Raw genomic sequence first — 18,571 nt, 5'->3', positions numbered from 1 at the left:
TTTTGGTCAAAACTAAATTTCATCATCAACAACATCTTCCGGCAACTCTACCACACCCGCAATCAACTTCCAACAAGGGTCATCTCCCTTCCAATCATCGGGCCGCCAAGGCATACTCAAACTCACTGTTACCAAACAAGCTTTTTGCGGTCGATACCCCAATTCTAACTTTAGAATAAACACCGGATCGGTAATTGTTGCAGTCAATCTTTGACCATGCTGCGTGACAATAGAGCCTTTCCATTTATTACCACCTTGCTTTCTTTTAATTGGCTCGTTTACCGTAAATCTTACTGCTTTGACTAATTGCAAAGTTAGGCGCTCGCACATTGGCAAAGACTGCATATATTTCACCGTAACATATCGCAAATCGTTGTGCAAAATATATTCTTGACTATTGCAATATTTCAGCAAATATGCGGGCGAAACTTTCCCTACTTGCCGCCATTCTCCCGGTAAAACAGAAAGATTTTCACACGCAAAGCCAAAGTCCGGTCCCGTCTTGGCCAGAGGGATTTCTAGAACATCTAACAACGCGAGTCCAAGTCTATTTATCAGGCACATTGCTTTAGGAATTCGACCATCTGGTAAGTCGGAAACAGGACGCACCCACTTACCTTGAAGTTGATTAATTCCGGCGATGCACCTGTCGTGGTTTTTCCAGGAATTAGCGAGACAAATTATTTGAGCCATTCGATTTTAGATTTTAGATTTTAGATTCGTCCCACAATGATATAGTATTTTCAATAAATCAAAGATGATTAATTGTGACATTCTTCCACTTCTCGCTGAGATATTCAGCAACTAAGCGGCGGTGACAATTATGAGGTTTTGGTTCGCTACAAAGCAGACACCCCCAGTCTAAAATATCCGATGAAACCTGGTGTTCAATTTGTCGCTCGCCCATCAACTCCAAAAACTTCTGTTCATAAACATCCCAATCTCCCTTTTTCTTTTTATAATCATCCAAAATATCTGGAGTCGGCGCTAAATCCAGAAGGTGAACGTACTCAATATTGCCAATTGTTCGCAAAAAATACTCTAAATCTTTCCGCTTAGCAAAACCCGCCAACTGCGACACATTATTCAGCCGCGTATCTATCACCCTGCGGACTCCCGCTTTCATCAAAGTATCAAAAAACTGCTCGGCGCTTTTTTGAGTAAAACCAATTGTAAATAAATTAATTGCTTTCTTTTGTGACATAAGCGATTTCCAATCCGTGACGATAATAAGCTGTTTCTAAATCAACTATTTCCTGTTTAAGTTGAGGCTCTACTTCAAACAAGCTTAGCTGAATTGGCTCATTATTTTTTTTGCCTTTGTTAAACTTGCTCAAAAGTCTTTCTTCTAAATGCGGGTGCGATTCTAAATTGCCATCTGACAGAATGTGATTAATTTGTAAATTAAATTCTTTAACTTTGTGGCAGACTAAAATAGTCCGATGACAAGTAATCGGGTCTTTTTCCGCACACATTAAACTGATTTTATAATTGGCTGCGTTTTTGAGCAAGCGCTGAATTCCTTGGGAGAATAGAGGAGTTACTGCTATGCGATCGTATAAAGCTTTACCGCTAGAATCGTAACAGCTTAAATCCTCCGGTCTCGCGCCCAACTCTTTGCCTAAAAAAACATATTGAATGCCGACACTTGACAGAGAAGCTTTAATTTCGGATTTATTAAAATGAGGTAAATAGCGACTAAAAGGATGCGATCGCACGTCCGCAACCGCCGTAATTCCGTGTTGTTGCAGCAGCAAAACAAACGCTTCAATACTCAGATTGGAGTGTCCGATCGTAAATAATTCCATTGCTTCGCTCTTACTATGCAGTCTTTGCCTTGCAGATGAAAGTTTGTGTCGCCCAGTTCTTGCAATTGGTAGACTTCAAGCTGTAGGTTTCTTTAGCAACTTTTGAATTAAAAGTTGCACAGCCAGCAGCATCAAACCCAAAGATGCAAAAGCAAAAACACCCGCACCCAAAGCCACAATCCCCATTACTAAAGTTCGCACAGCCGCGCCAATATTAATCGCAGTCACATTGTCAGAATGAATGGGCGAATTTGCAAAAGTTTGGACGATCGACAAAGTTAGCGCGTACAAAGCCGCCGCAAACCCGCCTGCGATCAGCGAACCCATCACGCACCGCAAAATCGTCGGCGGCGTGGAAGATGCAGAGGTTGCATCTTCCACAGAACTCAGAGGTTTAGAAGTAGAATTTGGATTAGTTAAATCAGTCATGGCGATTTTAGATTTTAGATTTTAGATTTTAGATTTCTGGTTAATTCACCAAAACTAAAATCAGTCTTGCATGACATATTATCAGTTCTTCGATCTCAATAGACTCTACGAAAAGTTAGATTAATCTTGACCCTCGCCTGTTAGACCGGTTTAACGGGCGATGGCGATCGCACTCTCTTCGAGTTAAACCCTCGAAATCGGCGGTTTCGTCTCGTTTCCCTCCGAAAAAATCTGAATCCCCGTATTGCTAAACTGTGCTACCCAAAAATCCAAATCAGGAGAAGCGATCGCACTTTTAACCCGTTCTAAAACTTGCTGAGCCTGCTCTGAAGACTCCGCCAGCGCAAACACCGTCGGCCCGGAACCCGACATCATCGTTCCCAAAGCCCCCGCCGACTCAAAAGCCTGCCGCAACTGCAACACCTGCGGGTACATGGGCAAAGCAACTTTTTCTAAATCGTTGTGCAGCAATTGACCAATTTTCGATCGATCTTTTTGGGCGATCGCCCCCACCATCGGGCCTGAATGCAACCGTTGCCGGCGGCACTCCAAATCTTCCGCTGCACAATAGGAACTACTGAACTGCTGGCGATAAGTTTGATACGCCCATGCGGTAGAAATACTGAGGTTACGGTACTTGGCCAACACCACATAAAAGCCCCCCAAATCAGGCAGCGGCGACAGTTTATCTCCGCGACCAGTTGCCAAAGCCGTACCTCCAGCAATGCAAAAAGGCACATCCGAACCCAAAGTTCCCCCCAACTCTTGCAACTCCGACTGAGTAAGTCCCAATTGCCACAGCAAATCCATCCCGACTAAAACCGCAGCCGCATTGGCCGAACCGCCAGCAAGCCCCGCCGCCACAGGAATCTGCTTGTGAATAGCAATCTCGACTCCGCCGTATTTCGCCAAGGCATCGGGGAATTGCTTTGCCAACAAATCCGCCGCCCGGTAGGCCAGGTTATTCTTATCAGGAGGGACTTGCGGGTGATCGCAGCGCACGCGAATCGTGTCCGTACCGATCGGGCGCAAGTCAATTCGATCGGCTAAATCTATGCTTTGAAGTACCATCGCCAGTTCGTGATATCCGTTGGGGCGATCGCCTATGATTTCCAGATACAGATTGATTTTTGCTGAAGCTAGCAGAGAATATGAACGCATAGGTGATTAAGCCGCAGGTGAAATAAACCCCTGGTTGAAATTAATTGACACCAGTCCCCGTCCATTTTCTCACAACTCAAAGGAAAAATTATGCAGGAAATGTGGAAAACTTTTTTTAGTTCCGGGTCATTTATTCCTCACGGCCACTGCTATCTCTGGCATACCCCGTTAGTCTGGCTTCACGTTGCCTCAGATTCTATAATTGCACTGGCGTATTTTTCCATCCCGATTACATTGGTTTATTTTATTTCCAAACGCGAAGATTTGCCCTTTGATTGGATCTTTGCCCTGTTTGGAGCCTTTATCGTCGCCTGTGGCATCACTCACATATTTGAACTCTGGACACTTTGGTATCCTACCTATTGGCTTTCAGGAACAATGAAAGCAATTACTGCCTTTATTTCATTTGCTACAGCCATACTTTTGGTAGACTTAATTCCTCAAGCCCTAGCACTTCCCAGCCCCGCACAGTTAGAATCCGCCAACCGACTCCTAGGAGCTGAAATTGTCGAGCGCCAATTAGCCGAAGTTGCACTACAAAAAGCTAAAGAAGAATTAGAAATTCGAGTTGAGGAACGCACCGCAGAGTTACAGTCTCAAACTCAACATTTAGAATTTGCCAACAGACTCCTAGCAGCGGAAATTGTCGAGCGCCAATTAGCAGAAGCTGCACTACAAAGAGCTAAAGAAGAATTAGAAATTCGAGTTGAGGAACGCACCGCAGAGTTACAGTCTCAAACTCAACAACTAGAACAAGCCTTGTCTGAATTGAAGCAGGCTCAATCCAACCTAATTCACAGCGAAAAAATGTCGTCTTTGGGGCAATTGGTCGCTGGGGTTGCTCATGAAATCAACAATCCGATTAACTTTATTTACGGCAATATTACTCACACCCGCCAGTATGCCAATAGTTTGCTAGAACTGGTGAATCTCTATCAAGAGCAGTATCCGACTCCCCTACCCATAGTTCAAGAAAAAATCGAGTCTATAGATTTAGACTTTATCATCTCTGACCTGCCAAAAATATTAATTTCTATGATAAACGGCGCTGAGCGGATTTTTGGTATTGTCAAGTCGCTGCGAATTTTTTCTCGCCATGACGAAGCAGAAATGAAAGTAGCCGACATTCATGAAGGAATGGACAGCACACTGATGATTTTGCAAAGCCGATTGAATGCTAAGCCCGGTTTGGCGAATATTCAAGTTATCAAAGAATATGGCAATTTACCCCGAATAGAGTGCTACCCCGGACAGCTAAATCAAGTGTTTATGAATATCTTGGCTAATGCTATTGATGCTTTAGAAGATGACAGCCACAGCGAGTCGATTGCAGTCAATGAAGCTAATTGCCACCTCATCAAAATTTCTACTAAACTTTTAGACAGTGAAGTGGTAGAAATCCGAATTAGCAACAACGGGCCAGAAATAACCGAATCGGTGAGGAACCAGTTATTTAATCCATTTTTTACCACTAAACCAGTAGGTAAAGGCACGGGATTGGGTTTATCAATTGGCTATCAAATTATCACAGTAAGACATAAAGGCGAATTGCAGTGTATTTCTGCACCGGGCAAAGGTGCGGAATTTATTATTAAAATTCCGATTAGCCTGCAATAATAAACCTTTAAGAATCCCCATAAAACCTAAATTCAACTGTTAGTAGTCACTGCGAAAACTCCTAATTAAAAAAAATACCCAGGTATCCGAATTATTTAAGAAGTCTGGTATCTAACACAATCCTGAACCTCAAACATCGCCCATAATATTATTACTCAAACTGACCCATTGAGCCACGCTTAAATCTTCAGCGCGAGATTGAGGATTGATCTGTAACTCTTCTAACAATTGAACGAGTTTATTTAAATCCACAGCCCCTTTCAAATTATTTCGCAGCATCTTGCGCTTGCTACCAAATCCCAACTTCACTAAATTCTCCAAATAGCGCGGATTAACCGCCGCAGTTTCTATCTGTCTGGGAAGCAGCCGCACCACGGCGGAATCGACTTTGGGTGGCGGAAAAAAGTCTTTAGAGGGCACATCGCAAATTAACTCGCATTCTGCTAAATACTGCACGCGCACTGACAGCGCGCCAAAAGCTGTCGAACCCGGTTTAGCGTAAAGCCTTTGGGCCACTTCTTTCTGCACTAACAGCACGATGGAATCGAAGGGTTTAGCAGCAGGAACAGATATCGTTCCCAGCAGTTTTTGCAGAATCGGGCCGGTGATATTATAGGGAATGTTGGCAACAACTTTATTGGGATTTTGGAATTTGGGAAAGGCTGTTAGTTCAGCCTCTAAGTCCATTTCCAAAAAGTCGCCTTGTAACAGTAAAAAATTGTCAGTTTTGCCGAGTTGTTTGGCTAGCTTGAGACACAAATCTCGATCGATCTCCACAGCAACAACAGACTCAGCCGCAGGCAGCAAACGCCGAGTCAAAATCCCCGTACCCGGCCCAATTTCCAGGACGCGATCGCGATCCAAAGAAGCCGCTTTCACAATCTTATCTAAGGCTTTCTCGCTTTTGAGCCAATGTTGAGCAAACTGTTTTCGGGGTCTGGTCGATCGCATTTTTTGAATTTTTGGAGAAATCTTAGCCTGTCATTCTATCACAGCTCAATATATCTTCCCAACCTACGGTGATGTTTATTTTTGTTAACAGGGGTTGAATTAACCAAAAAACTTGGGCACTATAATAAGGACAAACAATAAAAAATAAATTTATTTCTTCCCAATTACCAACAGCACAACACGTAAGTCACGGAGACACGGATAGCTGTTTTTCCAAATAACCAATAACAAATAACCAACAACCAATTACCAACAACCAATTACCACTTCCCCAAAAATGAAATTCCAACGAGTATTTGGTACATTACCCAAAACCACAGCCAGCGCCCCCGGCAGAGTAAACCTGCTGGGCGAACACACAGACTACAACGATGGATTTGTACTTCCCACTGCGATTCCCCAGCGCACCACAGTACAAATCGGCTTCAGCAGCGACGATCGACACCATTTTTATTCAGCAGAATATGACGAACTCATAAATTATTCAGACGACGATACCATACCCCAAAAATTCGTCAGTTATATCTGTGGCTGCCTGAGACTTTTAGAAAAAGAAGGATACAAAATACCGCCAATAAATCTCTACATTACCTCGACTGTACCGATCGGAGCCGGTTTGTCCAGTAGCGCCGCTTTAGAAATAGCAACCCTCAGAGGACTGCGCGCGCTGCTGAACCTCCCCATAGACGACGTGCGGCTAGCTCAAATCGGACAGCAAGTCGAAATCCGGTATGCCGGCTTGAACTGTGGCATCATGGATCAAATGGCGTCGAGTTTAGCAGACACCAACACCATGCTATTGATCGACACCCGCAGCCTCGAATGCCGCCCGATACCTTTTCCCACAAACACAGAAATTTTAATAATTGACAGTGGCGAAAGCCATGAACTGGCAGCAGGAAGCGGCTACAACCAGCGACGCGCCGAGTGCGAGGAATCCGCGCGGATATTGGGAGTTAAAGCTCTTAGGGATATCGCCGACCCCCAAGCTGTCGAAGTATTGCCGGAACCCCTCAGAAGGCGAGCGCGGCACGTGGTTACTGAAAACAACCGCGTACTCGAAGCGGTAAAATCTTTGCCAGCAAAACGTTTTGGGGAGTTAATGAATGCTTCCCATGCCAGTCAGCGCGACGACTACGAAGTTTCGGTGCCGGCAGTAGACACGCTGGCGGCAATCTTGCAGTCAATCCCCGGAGTCTTCGGCGCAAGGCTGACGGGCGGCGGTTTTGGCGGTGCTTGCGTAGCCTTGGTGGAGAGTGGGAAAGCGGGTGCGATCGCATCAGAGGCGATCGATCGCTACCAGCGCGCGGGTTATAGCGGCCGCGTTTTGGTTCCCGAAATTAAAGTTACTTCTTAACTCCAGAACTATCTCCCGACAGGGAAGGCCAGCGCACAGTCACGATCACCGAATCCTCCTCGGCAGACCAATAATGAGGCACTCCCGGTAGCCAGAGAGCATAATCTCCTTCGCGAGAAAGCAATATTTCTTGCTCTGGAAATTGCAGGCGAAACCGCCCTTTTACCAGGATAGAAAGCGTCGTGGCTGTCGCATTTACCGCCCACTGAGTCCTGCAATCTCCGGCGGGGTGAGCGCCCCATTTTACCTCTAAAACAGAAGTCGATCGCGGATCATCTTCAGGCGTCATAAAGTGACCCGCAAACCAACCGCCCCGACTTGCACCTTCAGCGCCCGCATTTCCGAAAACCACTTGAGATGACATCAGCTAATCAGGTAAACAACAAAGATGCTTAGATCGGGGGACACCCTCTAACTTATTACTTGCGGCCCGAAGGTTGACCTTCCGTAGTCGCTATTTCCCCAGCTTCCATCAACTGCTTAAAGCGACGTAAATCATTTGCAATTTGCTGTTCGGGAGCTTCGCCAAATAGTTTAGCAGCGCCAGCACCAATTGCACCGCCCGGAGGGTTGTATTCGATGACAACTTTTACCTCCGTACCCCGTCCCGCTGATGCCGGTTGAAAGCGCACAAAACCCGAATTGTCAACATCAGCTCCTTCCACAGACGCCCAAGCAATTAAGCGATTTTCTTCTTCGCGGACAATCTCTGCATCCCATTCCACACTATTGCCCATCGGCGCGTTGGCAATCCAGTGAGAACGTTTTTCATCGATGACCGTAACGTGTTTGAGATGCTTCATAAACCGAGGCAAATTTTCAAAATTGCGCCATAAACGGTACAATTCATCAGCCGGTTTGTTTATCGTCACTGTCTTTTCAACTTTAATGCTTTGATTCGGATCGGCAGCAGACTGCAAACCCTCCACAACCCCCAGACCGCGCGCCGCTAAACCGCCGCCCGCAACCGCCAGCAAAGCACCTCGCAAAGAACGCTGCGATAAACCAAAAAGCACCAGCGCCCCGCCACCAATTAAAGATGCCCAGCGTTCGGTATCGCCGCTGCTACTTTGGTTTTGTTTGTCGGAATTTGTCATTGAAGTAGATTCCATTGCTTTCAACCTGGTAAATTAATAGCGAAAAATAGCAGCTACAGGTGCCTCCTCCGGCACTTTTTCTGGCGGCATCGCGTAAACAATTCCGCCGTTGAGAATAGTTTGAATTGCTGCCGCATTCAACAAATCTTCGTCGCCCAATTCTGCCTCGGGGTGGATTTGCACCGAGTTCGTCTCGGGATTAAAACTACCCCACTGCTGAACGCCAAGAGCAACAAACAGCCGATCGACCCGTCCAAAATAAGCAGCCGAAACAGCTTCTTTCAAATCAGCAGAAATTTTATCGCTTCCTGTCAGATCGTGGTATTGTGCGATCGCCTCTGACTGAGCCTGCAAAAACAAAGGTTCCACCAGCGGCAAAGCTTCGGCCCGCAACTCTTCCGGCTTGAGAAGTTTCGGATTGCCTGTAATTCCTTCTTCAACTAAATGCGCGTAGGTATTTGCTTCTCGGTAAAGCGGGAACAAATACTCAACTCCAGCTAACACTAAAGGAGCTTTTTTATTGTGCAAATATTCGTGCAGCGCCCCATCGATTATGTGGAAATACTGCAATATTTCGTGCTGGCGCTCATCTTGATCTGGACTTCCTTGACCGTGAAAACTTCCCGGCTGCTGAAAAGAATTATTAGTGCCTCCTTTTGAAGTAGCAATCCGAAACTGACCATCTTTAGCAGTCGGGTCATATTGCAGAGCGTCATCAAGGCTTTTCGGCAAGTTTTCAACTTCAACTTCCCGAGCACTGTAAGCCGTACACTCAATCAGCCTTACTTCCTTCTGACTGAGAGCTAAAACATAAAATAAATTATTTCCTGTCAGCATAGGCATCAGCGGTTTGACGTGAAAATTGTCGCTCACAACCACTAATTCATCAAAATTCACCGGACAGGTATAGTAGCGGAAAAATCCCGAACCGACAAAAATCGCCAGCAGGTTGCTTTGATTTTCCCAAAAGTTTTCCTGGTCAATTTCTGCTCTGACTGGCTCTAGCAATTGGGCAGCTTCTTTTTTGTCAAATCCGTACTCTAAAATTTTGTCTTCAGCCTCTCTGATTAAATTTTTGAACCGAATCGGATTTTGTTGAATTTCTGTTCCTTGAGCTACTGGCATATAAATAGAGACGCACAATCCAGGAGATTGTTGTACCAGCGCTTTGAGTTCCTCTACAGATATTAAGTTCACCGCTGAAACTCCTTTTCTAATAAAGGGTGGTGTAATGAAAACAACCGATTTTTTAAAATGTATCTCCCCTGGCGCGGCTCCTGCGTCTGCCTAAAGTAATGATCGCCTGCTGTAGAGCCTTTCATCCCCGAACTAAAACGGGGTTTGCAGCCGCTGTTCCAATCGAACTGCTTATCACCTAAGATAGACGGCGCTAACTCGGCCGCTACTTTACCATAATTTAGTTTAGTCGGGTTCAACTACTCGTTATATCGGATGAAAACAAAAATGTTCCTGGGGTTGCTGTGGGCAACATTTATTGCCTACACCTTGCTGCTAGCTCCTCTCGACAGGCCCGGAACGCTAACAGTTATGGAAAAAATGCTCAAATTCCAGCTAGAAGGAATTAACCCCTACCTTGTAACGGTATTCGCTCTCATGGGAGTGTGGCCGATGGTCTACGCTTGCCTCCTATTCATTGATGAGAAAACCCAAAATATATCCGCTTGGCCTGCTTTCATCGCTTCCAACGGCGCCGGCATCATCGGCTTAATTCCCTACTTACTCCTGCGCCAGCCTCAGCAAGAATTTTCCGGCCGCAAAGATATGTCGATCAAAATATCAGACTCCCGCTGGACAGGGATTGTACTTTTACTAACTACTATCTGGCTGTTAGCTTGGGCTTGGTTAAATGGAGATTGGGGAGATTATGTCAGGCAGTGGCAATCAATTCCTTTTGTGCATTTAATAACTTGGGATTGTTGCTTGATGGCTGTAATATTTCCCTCACTTCTGGGAGACGACATGGCACGCCGCGGACTCGCGGACGATCGCATTTTTTGGGCAGTGTCTCTAGTTCCGCTGTTAGGGCCGCTAGTTTATCTTTGTCTGCGCCCCCCTCTGCCAGAATCTGCAACAGAAATCGCCACTTTCCCACTGACAGCCAGAAATTGAAACATTGAAAAATTTGGTAGTGTTCAAGATGTAATGAATATTCAAGCCGCAACGGGATTAACAAACGCTCAAAAAGCGACATGGAAAGCGTTAGGGGCGATCGCGTAGTCTGGGTGTACCGTGGAGAAAGATTTTAATTGTCCTGAAAATCTCGATCGCCACTTATGAGGTGACTCTATGGAGCCAAATGATACATCGGCGCGCTACGACCGAATTGCCCAATGGTGGCAAACTGAGCATCAAGATTCAACCTACGGGATTGCCCAATTAGAACGGGCGATCAAATTTACTTCTAAGCAGCACGCAGCACTTGATGTCGGGTGTGGAAGCAGCGGACGTTTTATTAACAGTTTATCCAAGCATGGATTTCAGCCTGAAGGACTTGATATTTCTAGGCAAATGATCGATTTAGCCCAGCGGCTACATCCAGAAATCACGTTTTACCGGGAAGACATTTGTGATTGGCTGCCGCCGAAACTTTACAGCCTGATTGCAGCGTGGGATAGCACGTTTCATCTGCCAATCAACAGCCAAGCGCCTGTGATACAAAAGCTATGCGATGCGCTTGAACCTAATGGAGTGATCCTGTTCACTTGTGGCGGGGGACATACAAGCAGCGAGGTTTCGGGAGCATTTCAAGGTCAAGACTTTGATTACAGCACTTTGGGTGTAGATACTTTCGTGCAAATTTTGGTTGAGCATCATTGCACCTGCCGCCATCTCGAATATGACCAGTATCCTGAAAATCATGTTTATATGATTGCCCAAAAGACCTAATTTATCATTCGCACGATTAAGTTGTGGGATGTCGCAACTGGTCGCTGTAACCGGACGCTGATGGGCGATCGGCTGTATGAAGGCATAAATATTCAAGGGGCAACGGGATTGACGAATGCTCAAAAAGCGACATTGAAAGCGTTAGGGGCGTTGGTGTAACGTGTGTCGAGATTAGGGCGATCGCGTTAACTCAGCGCTTAACTTGCGGATCTTGAGCGGTGAAATTTGGTAAGATTTTGCAAACTGAGTTCATGCCGCAACAGGTTACGCCATAAGCCATTTAGAGGAAATAGACGTTTCGCTTTTAATAAAAAGCACATTATTAAGTTTTACAGCTTAAGGCTTTGTGATTTTTGACTCCCTTCTGCAATTCTTCATTCACCCATAACCCAAATAGGAGAAATACCTGATGTCTACATTCAAATACAACCGTCTAGACAAGAATAATGCTGCGGTTTTGCTGGTCGATCATCAAACTGGACTGTTCTCACTTGTGCGTGATATTGGTGCCGCTGACTTCAAAAATAATGTGCTGGCGCTGGCAAGTGCAGCCAAATTTTTCAACCTGCCTACAATTTTGACAACTAGCTTTGAGCAAGGCCCCAATGGAGTCCTCATCCCTGAACTGAAGGAGAAGTTTCCAGATGCTCCCTTTATTCCGCGTCCCGGACAAATCAACGCTTGGGACAACGAGGACTTTGTTAAAGCAGTAGAAGCAACAGGTAAAAAGCAATTGATTATTGCCGGAATTGTCACTGATGTATGTGTTACTTTTTGTGCGCTTTCGGCATTAGAGGCAGGTTATGAAGTTTTTGTTGTTACCGATGCCTCTGGAACCTTCGATGAAGCCTGTCGCTATGCAGCTTGGGATCGAATGTCTCGTGCGGGAGTTCAGTTGGTCAATTGGTTTAGCGTTGTGTGTGAATTGCACCGTGACTGGCGCAACGATATTGAAGGATTGGGTAGTCTCTTAGCAGAGTTTATTCCTGACTATAAAAACCTGATGACCAGCTATGCAGCAACGGCTAAGGCTGGATCTCCCAGTAAGTAGTGAGAAAGCGCGTAGTTTATCTAGCTCCTGTGTAACTGAGTTAATATTGTCATCGCTAGGTTATGAATTTAACGTGGAATTTAGCGGTGACAACTACTTCGTTGTAAGCCACGTAGAGGGTATTTTTAATAGCTCTTCTCAATGATTGTAAGTTTTTTTATAGTCATTTCATCTCATGCCAAACCTTCTCGATCGCATTCGTTAATCTCCATTCTGTTTCAAGACGTGCTGCCGAAAATTGCCGAGCAATTTGGTGTCTGTAGGGTGGTTGTTCTGAATAAAACTTTTTTATCAGTTAATTCTCTAAATTCTATGTTGGAAGAACCGTTGGCGAGCAATACCAGTGAAGAAAACTATCTAGTCACCACTGTGATCTCTCATGTAGTGAAACCGGGGCGCGAGGAAGGTTACGAAGCCTGGTTTCATGGCATCGCCGCAGATGCACGAAAATTCAAGGGACATCTGGGTGTCAGCACTATTCGACCCCAGCATCACGCTCATCCTGAGTATGTGGTCATTCTCAAGTTCGATTGCTACGACAATCTTAAGAGCTGGCTAGAATCTGATGTTCGGCGAGAGTGGATTGAGCGATTGCAGCCCTTGATTGAAAGGCCAGAAAATATTCAAACCCTGACCGGATTGGAAACCTGGTTTACGCTGCCCAATAAATCGATGAAGGCTCCACCCCCTCGCTACAAAATGGCGTTAGTTACATGGTTGGGAGTGTTTTGTACGATTTCTATTCTCAATCGTTTGCTGGTACCGCTACTATCAGGGCTTCCTGCCTTGCTCACATCTCTGATGATCACAGGTCTGACTGTTATCCTGCTCACCTATCTGATCATGCCGCGCTTAACACAATTATTTCGCAAATGGTTGTATCCCATTCCATAAAGTAAACAAACAAAACCCGCTAGATGCGGGCTTCATTTTAAGAATTGCAATTTAACTCACTACTAGGACTTAGGCCTAAACCGGGTTTTTTAGCACAATAGTGCATTTGAGACTTTAATACTGGTGAAAAACCAGGTTTCTTTGGTATTTCTGAGTAACTCCTAACTACATCACAACTGCACTAATCAAAGTTTGCACATTTTGTACAAGAGCAGTAGTAAAGTTATGAGTCACAGGCAAACTGTCAACTACTATTCCGGCACACAATAGCATCAGGTACAGAATAGAGTATTTGAAGAGCGATCGCGCAACAATCTTATCCTCTGGAGTCTGCAACAGTAACCAAGCTTTTTGGGCAAAAATAGCACCGAGGAAAATAGCTGTTCCCGCATACAACGCGCCCGCTAAATGCAGGGGATAAACTAGCAGCAAAGTTGCAGGAATCATCAATAGCGTGTAAATCCAAATTTGGCGGGCTGTCTCTTCGTCGCCCTCAATTACCGGCAACATCGGGACGCCTACTTCCTTGTATTCATCGCGAATCATCATTGCTAATGCCCAAAAATGCGGCGGTGTCCACAGGAAGATAATCCCAAACAGCAGCCACGCACCCCAACTCAAATCTCCCGTTACCGCAGCCCACCCAACTAGCGGGGGAATCGCCCCTGCTGCACCGCCGATGACGATGTTTTGCACGCTGTGGCGCTTCAGCCAGTGGGTGTAAATTAGGACGTAAAAAACGATGCCTGACATTGCTAGCAATGCCGCTAATAAGTTGGCAACAACTGTGAGCAATGTAAAGGATATTGTAGCTAGGGCGATCGCAAATATCAAAGCATCCCGTTTCTTGACACGCCCTGAAGGAATCGGCCGCCAGCGGGTGCGCTCCATAATATAATCGATGTCACTGTCGTAGACACAATTAATCGTATTCGCCGACGCAGAAGCTAAAGCACCTCCCGTAATAGTTGATACCAGTAATAGCGGATCTACTTCTCCTTTGGCGGCCATCCACATTCCTGCTGAGGTAGTGATTAGTAGCAGTAAAATAATTCTGGGTTTTGTTAGTTGATAGTAGCTTTTCACAACTTGCGAAAAGTTTTCGTGGAGGCGGGGACTGTCGTTGGTAAGGATTTCTTGCATCGGTTGTAAGCTGTTAGTAATTATTTGTGAATTCGTCATTAGTCATTAGGTTGTAGGGGCGGGTTTTACGAGAAATATTTGGTGTAGCTACAAGGATTAATAAACCCGCCGCTTCTTACTCTCAAGCTGATAAAACTCGATCGCGCCAAGCTAAAACACTAAAAGCGATCAGGGTTCCCAGCAAAGCAGCACCGACTGCTTGGTGGGCGACTGTCAGCGGTTCTACCTGAAGGTGCAGCCGGAAAGTTGCTAATCCTAAAACTAATTGAGCAATTAGGCAAACACTCGCCCAATGAGCCAGTTTTCGCAAGTTTGGACTCAGTGCAGGCTGCCGCCAAGCCATGACTGCTACGGCTAAAGTCGCTGCTGTAGCTGGTACGATACCGGCGATGTGGCTGTTCATTACCGAACACAATTCTGAGGAGTCCAAACATTGGTGCAGAGCCCATCTAGAGCCTACTAATGCTCCTAGCAAACTTTGCAGGTAAACTAACAATGCTGCGATCGAACTTACCCAAGCCAATTTACCGACATTTCCTGTAGCTTCGTAGGGAGTCAGCATGAAACCGATGACTAGCAGGGCGCCAAAAAATAGTAAAGCTGTTCCCAAGTGAGCAGTAACGATGTCAAATCTCAGCAGTTGTGTTACTGTCAAGCCGCCCAATACGCCCTGAAAAACGATTAAAAATAGTGCTCCGGCGATCGCCCAAGGCAGCCATTTTGGCAGGCGGCTGCGGTAAAACAAAGATAGTCCTAAAAGTGCGATCGCGCTTAAACCGATCGCTGCTGCGTCCAACCTGTGAAACCATTCCAGAAATACCTGCAAATTCATTTGCGCTGCAGGTATTAATTGACCGTAGCACAGCGGCCAGTCGGGGCAAGCGAGCCCCGCATTCATGACTCGCGTGGCGCTGCCTACAGCCATTAACAGCCAGGTTGCGATCGCAATTTTCCACACTAGGCCGCGGATAATATCTTTTGGCTGCCACTGCACTCCTGCTGCTGCGTTTGGCTGATTTAAAACTGAGTTTGCCATGGAATTTACCTTAGCCTTTGTTATCGATCGAACTTAATTAAATATCGAGGTTTTGCTTTGACTGAGCTTAGCCTAGCTTAACACTCTTTTTCTCTGACCAACCGTCATTTTTACTACCTTAGCGACACTTTTATCCAATTAGTTTGTCTTTATAATTTTTTCAACTTTCTTCTTTATATTACAAAAGATGTCCTTTATTTTGTCAAACTTAAAAAAACTTTAATCTTTCCCCGCCCCTGGATAATTAAAAACTCCCCCGCTGTCGAGACTCTCCGGGAAAATAAAGATATAATTAAGAAAAAGAATTTAGGTGATGATTGTGATAAGAGGGACTCAAAAATGTTTACAAAAAGCTAAACAACATAAAAAAACCTATAAAGTAGGATTCGCAGCAAACTATATTGAGCTGATTGTTCTACCCTAGTAGTGAAGTATGACTGCAGATAAAACGGCAGTCAACAAGTTAAGCAAGTTATAACCCAGCGACTCTTTACTCCAGGCTTCGTAGCCGCGAGCAAGCTGTTCAAGGATGGAAAAAAACAAGAGAAATGCCAGCTTCCCTGTTGGCCCTAGTTGGCTGCATAGCGATCGCATTCCACCGATCGCAGACTTAGGAGACGCGGTGCCTGAAACAGCACCAGAAATCACACCAGAAATGGCTCCCACCCCCAGCAGCGCCAAATACGGTAAAGGAGCCAAACCCTCAGAGACGGGACAATCTGCAGGTATCACAGTCAGCCTCAGTGGGATCTAAGCTGCTACACAGCTAGATTCTATAATATCCAGATCAAATAAATTAACAACTGCTAAAATATAGGTAGATGTCAGCCCACAATCATCTATCTCAAGTATGAGAATTAGCATAATTGCTACATAAATTATTAAATGAAAGAGAACTTGTTATTAAATGCTTTACATCCCATACATTGCTCGTTGCCGAACTTCTTAAGTCGTTGAATCTAAAACCTAAAATCTAAAATTCTGCAGCCATGTCCCAAAAAAATGAAACCGCTGTTCTGGTATTATCGCTCCTAATTACGATCGGGCTAGCCGGTGCAGGTATTTGGTGGCTGACAAGCCGAGGCAGCATCAATGTCGGGGGTTTATCACCCCAAAATCCGACTTTTCCCAACTCTGCGACGGGGAATTCGCCGCAATCAGAGCAGGCAATTGGGCAGCGCCTGAGTGGTGGCGAAAAACTGTTACTTCCAGAGCAAGCCACAACAACCAAACAAGCAGCAGTACAGGCGATCGCATCTGGCAACTATAACGCAGCTATTTCGGATTTACAAGCTTCGCTGAAAACCAATCGCAACGATCCCGAAGCACTAATTTACCTCAACAACGCTCGCATCGGATCTCAAAAATCCTACACAATTGCTGCAGCAGTTCCCATTGGCGGCGATATCAATGCTGCTCTAGAAATTCTGCGGGGGGTAGCTCAAGCTCAAAATGAAATCAACCAAAGCGGCGGCATTAGCGGTACTCCCTTAAAAGTGGTAATTGCTAACGATGACAACAAGCCAGAAATGGTGGCACAAATTGCCAGTGCTTTGGCAAATAACTCGGAAATTTTAGGAGTCATCGGGCATTTTGGTTCCGATACAACCCTAGCAGCCAGCAAGATTTACAAGCAAAAAGAATTAGTAGCAATTTCTCCGACAAGTACGTCTGTGCAGCTCTCAGGAATGGCCAACAATATATTTCGCACAGTGCCGAGCGATCGGTTTGCGGCTAATGCTCTTTCCCGCTATATGCTGGGAAAATTGCAAAAGCAAAAAGCTGCTGTATTTTTCAATTCTGCCAGCAGTTACAGCAAATCTTTAAAAGATGAATTCACTACTGCTGTTTACGGAGATAGAGGAGAAATAGTAGGCGAATTTGACTTTGCTAAGGGCAATTTTAATGCGGCCGATAGCGTTAAAAGTGCGATCGCCCAAGGAGCAGAAGTCATTATGTTAGCATCCAATTCAGCCACGCTCGACCAAGCTTTGCAAGTAGTGCAAGTAAACGCCAAACGGCTGCCGTTACTAGCAGGAGACGGTGCTTATACTGCTAAAACACTGCAAATCGGTGGCGCAGGAGCAACAGATATGGTGCTGGCTGTTCCTTGGCACATTCTCGCAGATCCGCAGTCAAACTTTCCCCAAACATCCAAACAACTTTGGAATGCTGAAGTAAGTTGGCGCACAGCTTTAGCCTACGACGCGGCGATCGCGTTAATTGCCGGTTTAGGGCGCAATCCGACTCGTACAGGCATTCAACAAGCTTTATCGGCGTCAGATTTTTCGGCAAATGGAGCATCCGGCCCGATTCGGTTTTTACCTTCGGGCGATCGCAATCGAGCAGTTCAATTAGTAACTGTTAAACCCGGAAATCGCACCAGTTACGGTTACGAGTTTGTGCCGATATCCGGTTTGTAAACTATTGGCATCGCCCAATTTCGGTTATACTATTAATTGGTAATTTTTAGGGCTGGTCAAGCAGAAAGGCTTACAAAATCAGTAGTTATATCAAATCCGGTTGCATCGGAATTTATATTACGCATAATCAGGACATGGCAGTCCCGTTTCCCTAGAATTAATCGGGTGATAATTACATCTCTCATTAAGTGTTCTTGATTATTTAGGCGTAGGGAAACGGCATTGCCCATTCGTGTCAACTTAAGCTTTTAGTCCATCAATCCTCCCGCCTACCCGGCAGTCCGCCAGGGGTTGAAACCCCTGTCTAATAGCTAAAGTCCTCTGAAGAGGACTGATATCAATTCCGGTTACACTCCTTATGATTGGGAGTGGGGAGTGGGGGAATGTTGAATTGCGCGACCTTGACTTTATCATTCCTACCCAACCGGAAACGAGATTAGAATAAAAATTTTTAAACTCATTAGTCCTCTTTAGAGGACTTTAACTTTGAGGCAGGGAATTCATTCCCTGTCGGACTTTCGGACAGTCGGATTACTAAATTCTCCCATACTTACTTCTGTTTGATTACTACCAAAGTAATGTCATCAAATACTTTTTGCTCCCCCATGTATCGCCGCACATCGTCAATAACAGCTTGCTTGATTTCTGCTGCTGACTGTCCCCTGTTAATGGCAACAACTTCAATCAATGGCTCAAT

General features: G+C 45.4%; 21 protein-coding genes. 9 read left to right on the top strand and 12 right to left on the bottom strand.

All coding sequences use genetic code 11. The features are described 5' to 3' along the window. Positions 1 to 12 precede the first annotated feature (12 nt). From QUA57_RS05510 to ispE, 5 genes are all read right to left on the bottom strand, one after another. Positions 13 to 693: a dual OB domain-containing protein gene (locus QUA57_RS05510; RefSeq protein ID WP_333060011.1), complete on the bottom strand. Its 681-nt coding sequence runs from the start codon at positions 691 to 693 to the stop codon at positions 13 to 15. Positions 694 to 751: 58 nt separating this feature from the next. Next, positions 752 to 1,204, bottom strand: coding sequence for a DUF488 domain-containing protein (locus QUA57_RS05505; RefSeq protein ID WP_333060012.1), 453 nt, complete (start codon positions 1,202 to 1,204; stop codon positions 752 to 754). Next, on the bottom strand, positions 1,182 to 1,808 hold the full coding sequence (locus QUA57_RS05500; protein ID WP_333060013.1) for a DUF488 domain-containing protein: 627 nt from the start codon (positions 1,806 to 1,808) through the stop codon (positions 1,182 to 1,184). Before QUA57_RS05500 ends, QUA57_RS05505 begins: the two co-directional genes overlap by 23 nt. Positions 1,809 to 1,883: 75 nt before the next feature. After that, on the bottom strand, positions 1,884 to 2,237 hold the full coding sequence (locus tag QUA57_RS05495; RefSeq protein WP_333060014.1) for a DUF3082 domain-containing protein: 354 nt from the start codon (positions 2,235 to 2,237) through the stop codon (positions 1,884 to 1,886). A 183-nt stretch (positions 2,238 to 2,420) separates the two neighbouring features. Next, positions 2,421 to 3,398, bottom strand: a complete 978-nt coding sequence (ispE, locus tag QUA57_RS05490) for a 4-(cytidine 5'-diphospho)-2-C-methyl-D-erythritol kinase (RefSeq protein WP_333039268.1) — start codon at positions 3,396 to 3,398, stop codon at positions 2,421 to 2,423. Between the two features lie 90 nt (positions 3,399 to 3,488). Here ispE and QUA57_RS05485 point away from each other — a divergent pair, with 90 nt between their 5' ends. Further along, positions 3,489 to 5,015 (top strand): ATP-binding protein, encoded by a 1,527-nt coding sequence (locus tag QUA57_RS05485; protein ID WP_333060015.1) that lies wholly within the window; start codon positions 3,489 to 3,491, stop codon positions 5,013 to 5,015. A 129-nt stretch (positions 5,016 to 5,144) separates the two neighbouring features. Here QUA57_RS05485 and rsmA read toward each other — a convergent pair whose 3' ends face one another. Continuing rightward, positions 5,145 to 5,966 carry a 16S rRNA (adenine(1518)-N(6)/adenine(1519)-N(6))-dimethyltransferase RsmA gene (gene rsmA, locus QUA57_RS05480; protein ID WP_333060017.1) on the bottom strand — a complete coding sequence of 274 codons (822 nt, stop codon included), beginning with the start codon at positions 5,964 to 5,966 and terminating at the stop codon, positions 5,145 to 5,147. Positions 5,967 to 6,243: 277 nt separating this feature from the next. On the opposite strand from rsmA, the gene galK reads away from it, so the two are divergent. After that, complete coding sequence (gene galK, locus QUA57_RS05475) at positions 6,244 to 7,323, top strand: galactokinase (RefSeq protein WP_333039274.1); 1,080 nt, start codon at positions 6,244 to 6,246, stop codon at positions 7,321 to 7,323. Here galK and QUA57_RS05470 read toward each other — a convergent pair. The 3 genes from QUA57_RS05470 to QUA57_RS05460 are packed head-to-tail and all read right to left on the bottom strand — an operon-like array spanning position 7,313 to position 9,617. After that, complete coding sequence (locus tag QUA57_RS05470) at positions 7,313 to 7,687, bottom strand: signal peptidase I (protein ID WP_333060019.1); 375 nt, start codon at positions 7,685 to 7,687, stop codon at positions 7,313 to 7,315. The genes galK and QUA57_RS05470 overlap by 11 nt on opposite strands. A 55-nt stretch (positions 7,688 to 7,742) precedes the next feature. Continuing rightward, the gene (locus tag QUA57_RS05465; RefSeq protein ID WP_333060020.1) at positions 7,743 to 8,435 is read right to left on the bottom strand and encodes an SRPBCC family protein; all 693 of its coding nucleotides are present in this window, start codon (positions 8,433 to 8,435) and stop codon (positions 7,743 to 7,745) included. An 18-nt stretch (positions 8,436 to 8,453) separates the two neighbouring features. Continuing rightward, positions 8,454 to 9,617, bottom strand: a complete 1,164-nt coding sequence (locus QUA57_RS05460; RefSeq protein WP_333060021.1) for a baeRF3 domain-containing protein — start codon at positions 9,615 to 9,617, stop codon at positions 8,454 to 8,456. Between the two features lie 255 nt (positions 9,618 to 9,872). Here QUA57_RS05460 and QUA57_RS05455 point away from each other — a divergent pair, with 255 nt between their 5' ends. The 5 genes from QUA57_RS05455 (at position 9,873) to QUA57_RS05435 (ending at position 13,272) form a co-directional block, all read left to right on the top strand. Further along, positions 9,873 to 10,550 (top strand): DUF2834 domain-containing protein, encoded by a 678-nt coding sequence (locus tag QUA57_RS05455; RefSeq protein WP_333060022.1) that lies wholly within the window; start codon positions 9,873 to 9,875, stop codon positions 10,548 to 10,550. A gap of 177 nt (positions 10,551 to 10,727) precedes the next feature. After that, the gene (locus tag QUA57_RS05450; RefSeq protein WP_333060023.1) at positions 10,728 to 11,327 is read left to right on the top strand and encodes a class I SAM-dependent methyltransferase; all 600 of its coding nucleotides are present in this window, start codon (positions 10,728 to 10,730) and stop codon (positions 11,325 to 11,327) included. Between the two features lie 21 nt (positions 11,328 to 11,348). Beyond that, positions 11,349 to 11,486 (top strand): hypothetical protein, encoded by a 138-nt coding sequence (locus tag QUA57_RS05445; protein ID WP_333060024.1) that lies wholly within the window; start codon positions 11,349 to 11,351, stop codon positions 11,484 to 11,486. Between the two features lie 250 nt (positions 11,487 to 11,736). Next, complete coding sequence (gene ycaC, locus QUA57_RS05440; protein ID WP_190733447.1) at positions 11,737 to 12,378, top strand: isochorismate family cysteine hydrolase YcaC; 642 nt, start codon at positions 11,737 to 11,739, stop codon at positions 12,376 to 12,378. 141 nt (positions 12,379 to 12,519) lie between these two features. After that, the gene (locus QUA57_RS05435) at positions 12,520 to 13,272 is read left to right on the top strand and encodes an antibiotic biosynthesis monooxygenase (RefSeq protein WP_333060025.1); all 753 of its coding nucleotides are present in this window, start codon (positions 12,520 to 12,522) and stop codon (positions 13,270 to 13,272) included. A gap of 165 nt (positions 13,273 to 13,437) precedes the next feature. Here the strand turns inward: QUA57_RS05435 and QUA57_RS05430 are convergent, their stop codons facing one another. Continuing rightward, complete coding sequence (locus QUA57_RS05430) at positions 13,438 to 14,415, bottom strand: heme o synthase (RefSeq protein WP_333060030.1); 978 nt, start codon at positions 14,413 to 14,415, stop codon at positions 13,438 to 13,440. Between the two features lie 121 nt (positions 14,416 to 14,536). After that, entirely contained in the window at positions 14,537 to 15,451 is a 915-nt protein-coding gene (locus QUA57_RS05425) for a heme A synthase (protein WP_333060026.1), read from the bottom strand. A 529-nt stretch (positions 15,452 to 15,980) separates the two neighbouring features. On the opposite strand from QUA57_RS05425, the gene QUA57_RS05420 reads away from it, so the two are divergent. Continuing rightward, positions 15,981 to 16,205, top strand: a complete 225-nt coding sequence (locus tag QUA57_RS05420) for a hypothetical protein (protein WP_333060027.1) — start codon at positions 15,981 to 15,983, stop codon at positions 16,203 to 16,205. 235 nt (positions 16,206 to 16,440) lie between these two features. After that, complete coding sequence (locus QUA57_RS05415; protein WP_333060028.1) at positions 16,441 to 17,874, top strand: ABC transporter substrate-binding protein; 1,434 nt, start codon at positions 16,441 to 16,443, stop codon at positions 17,872 to 17,874. A 550-nt stretch (positions 17,875 to 18,424) separates the two neighbouring features. Here the strand turns inward: QUA57_RS05415 and QUA57_RS05410 are convergent. Next, the gene (locus QUA57_RS05410; RefSeq protein ID WP_333060031.1) at positions 18,425 to 18,562 is read right to left on the bottom strand and encodes a hypothetical protein; all 138 of its coding nucleotides are present in this window, start codon (positions 18,560 to 18,562) and stop codon (positions 18,425 to 18,427) included. Positions 18,563 to 18,571 lie beyond the last annotated feature (9 nt).

This window comes from Microcoleus sp. Pol7_B2, from assembly GCF_036701035.1.
In the GTDB taxonomy this organism is placed as follows: Bacteria; Cyanobacteriota; Cyanobacteriia; order Cyanobacteriales; family Microcoleaceae; genus Microcoleus.
This window is presented reverse-complemented; position numbering and strand designations above follow the sequence as displayed.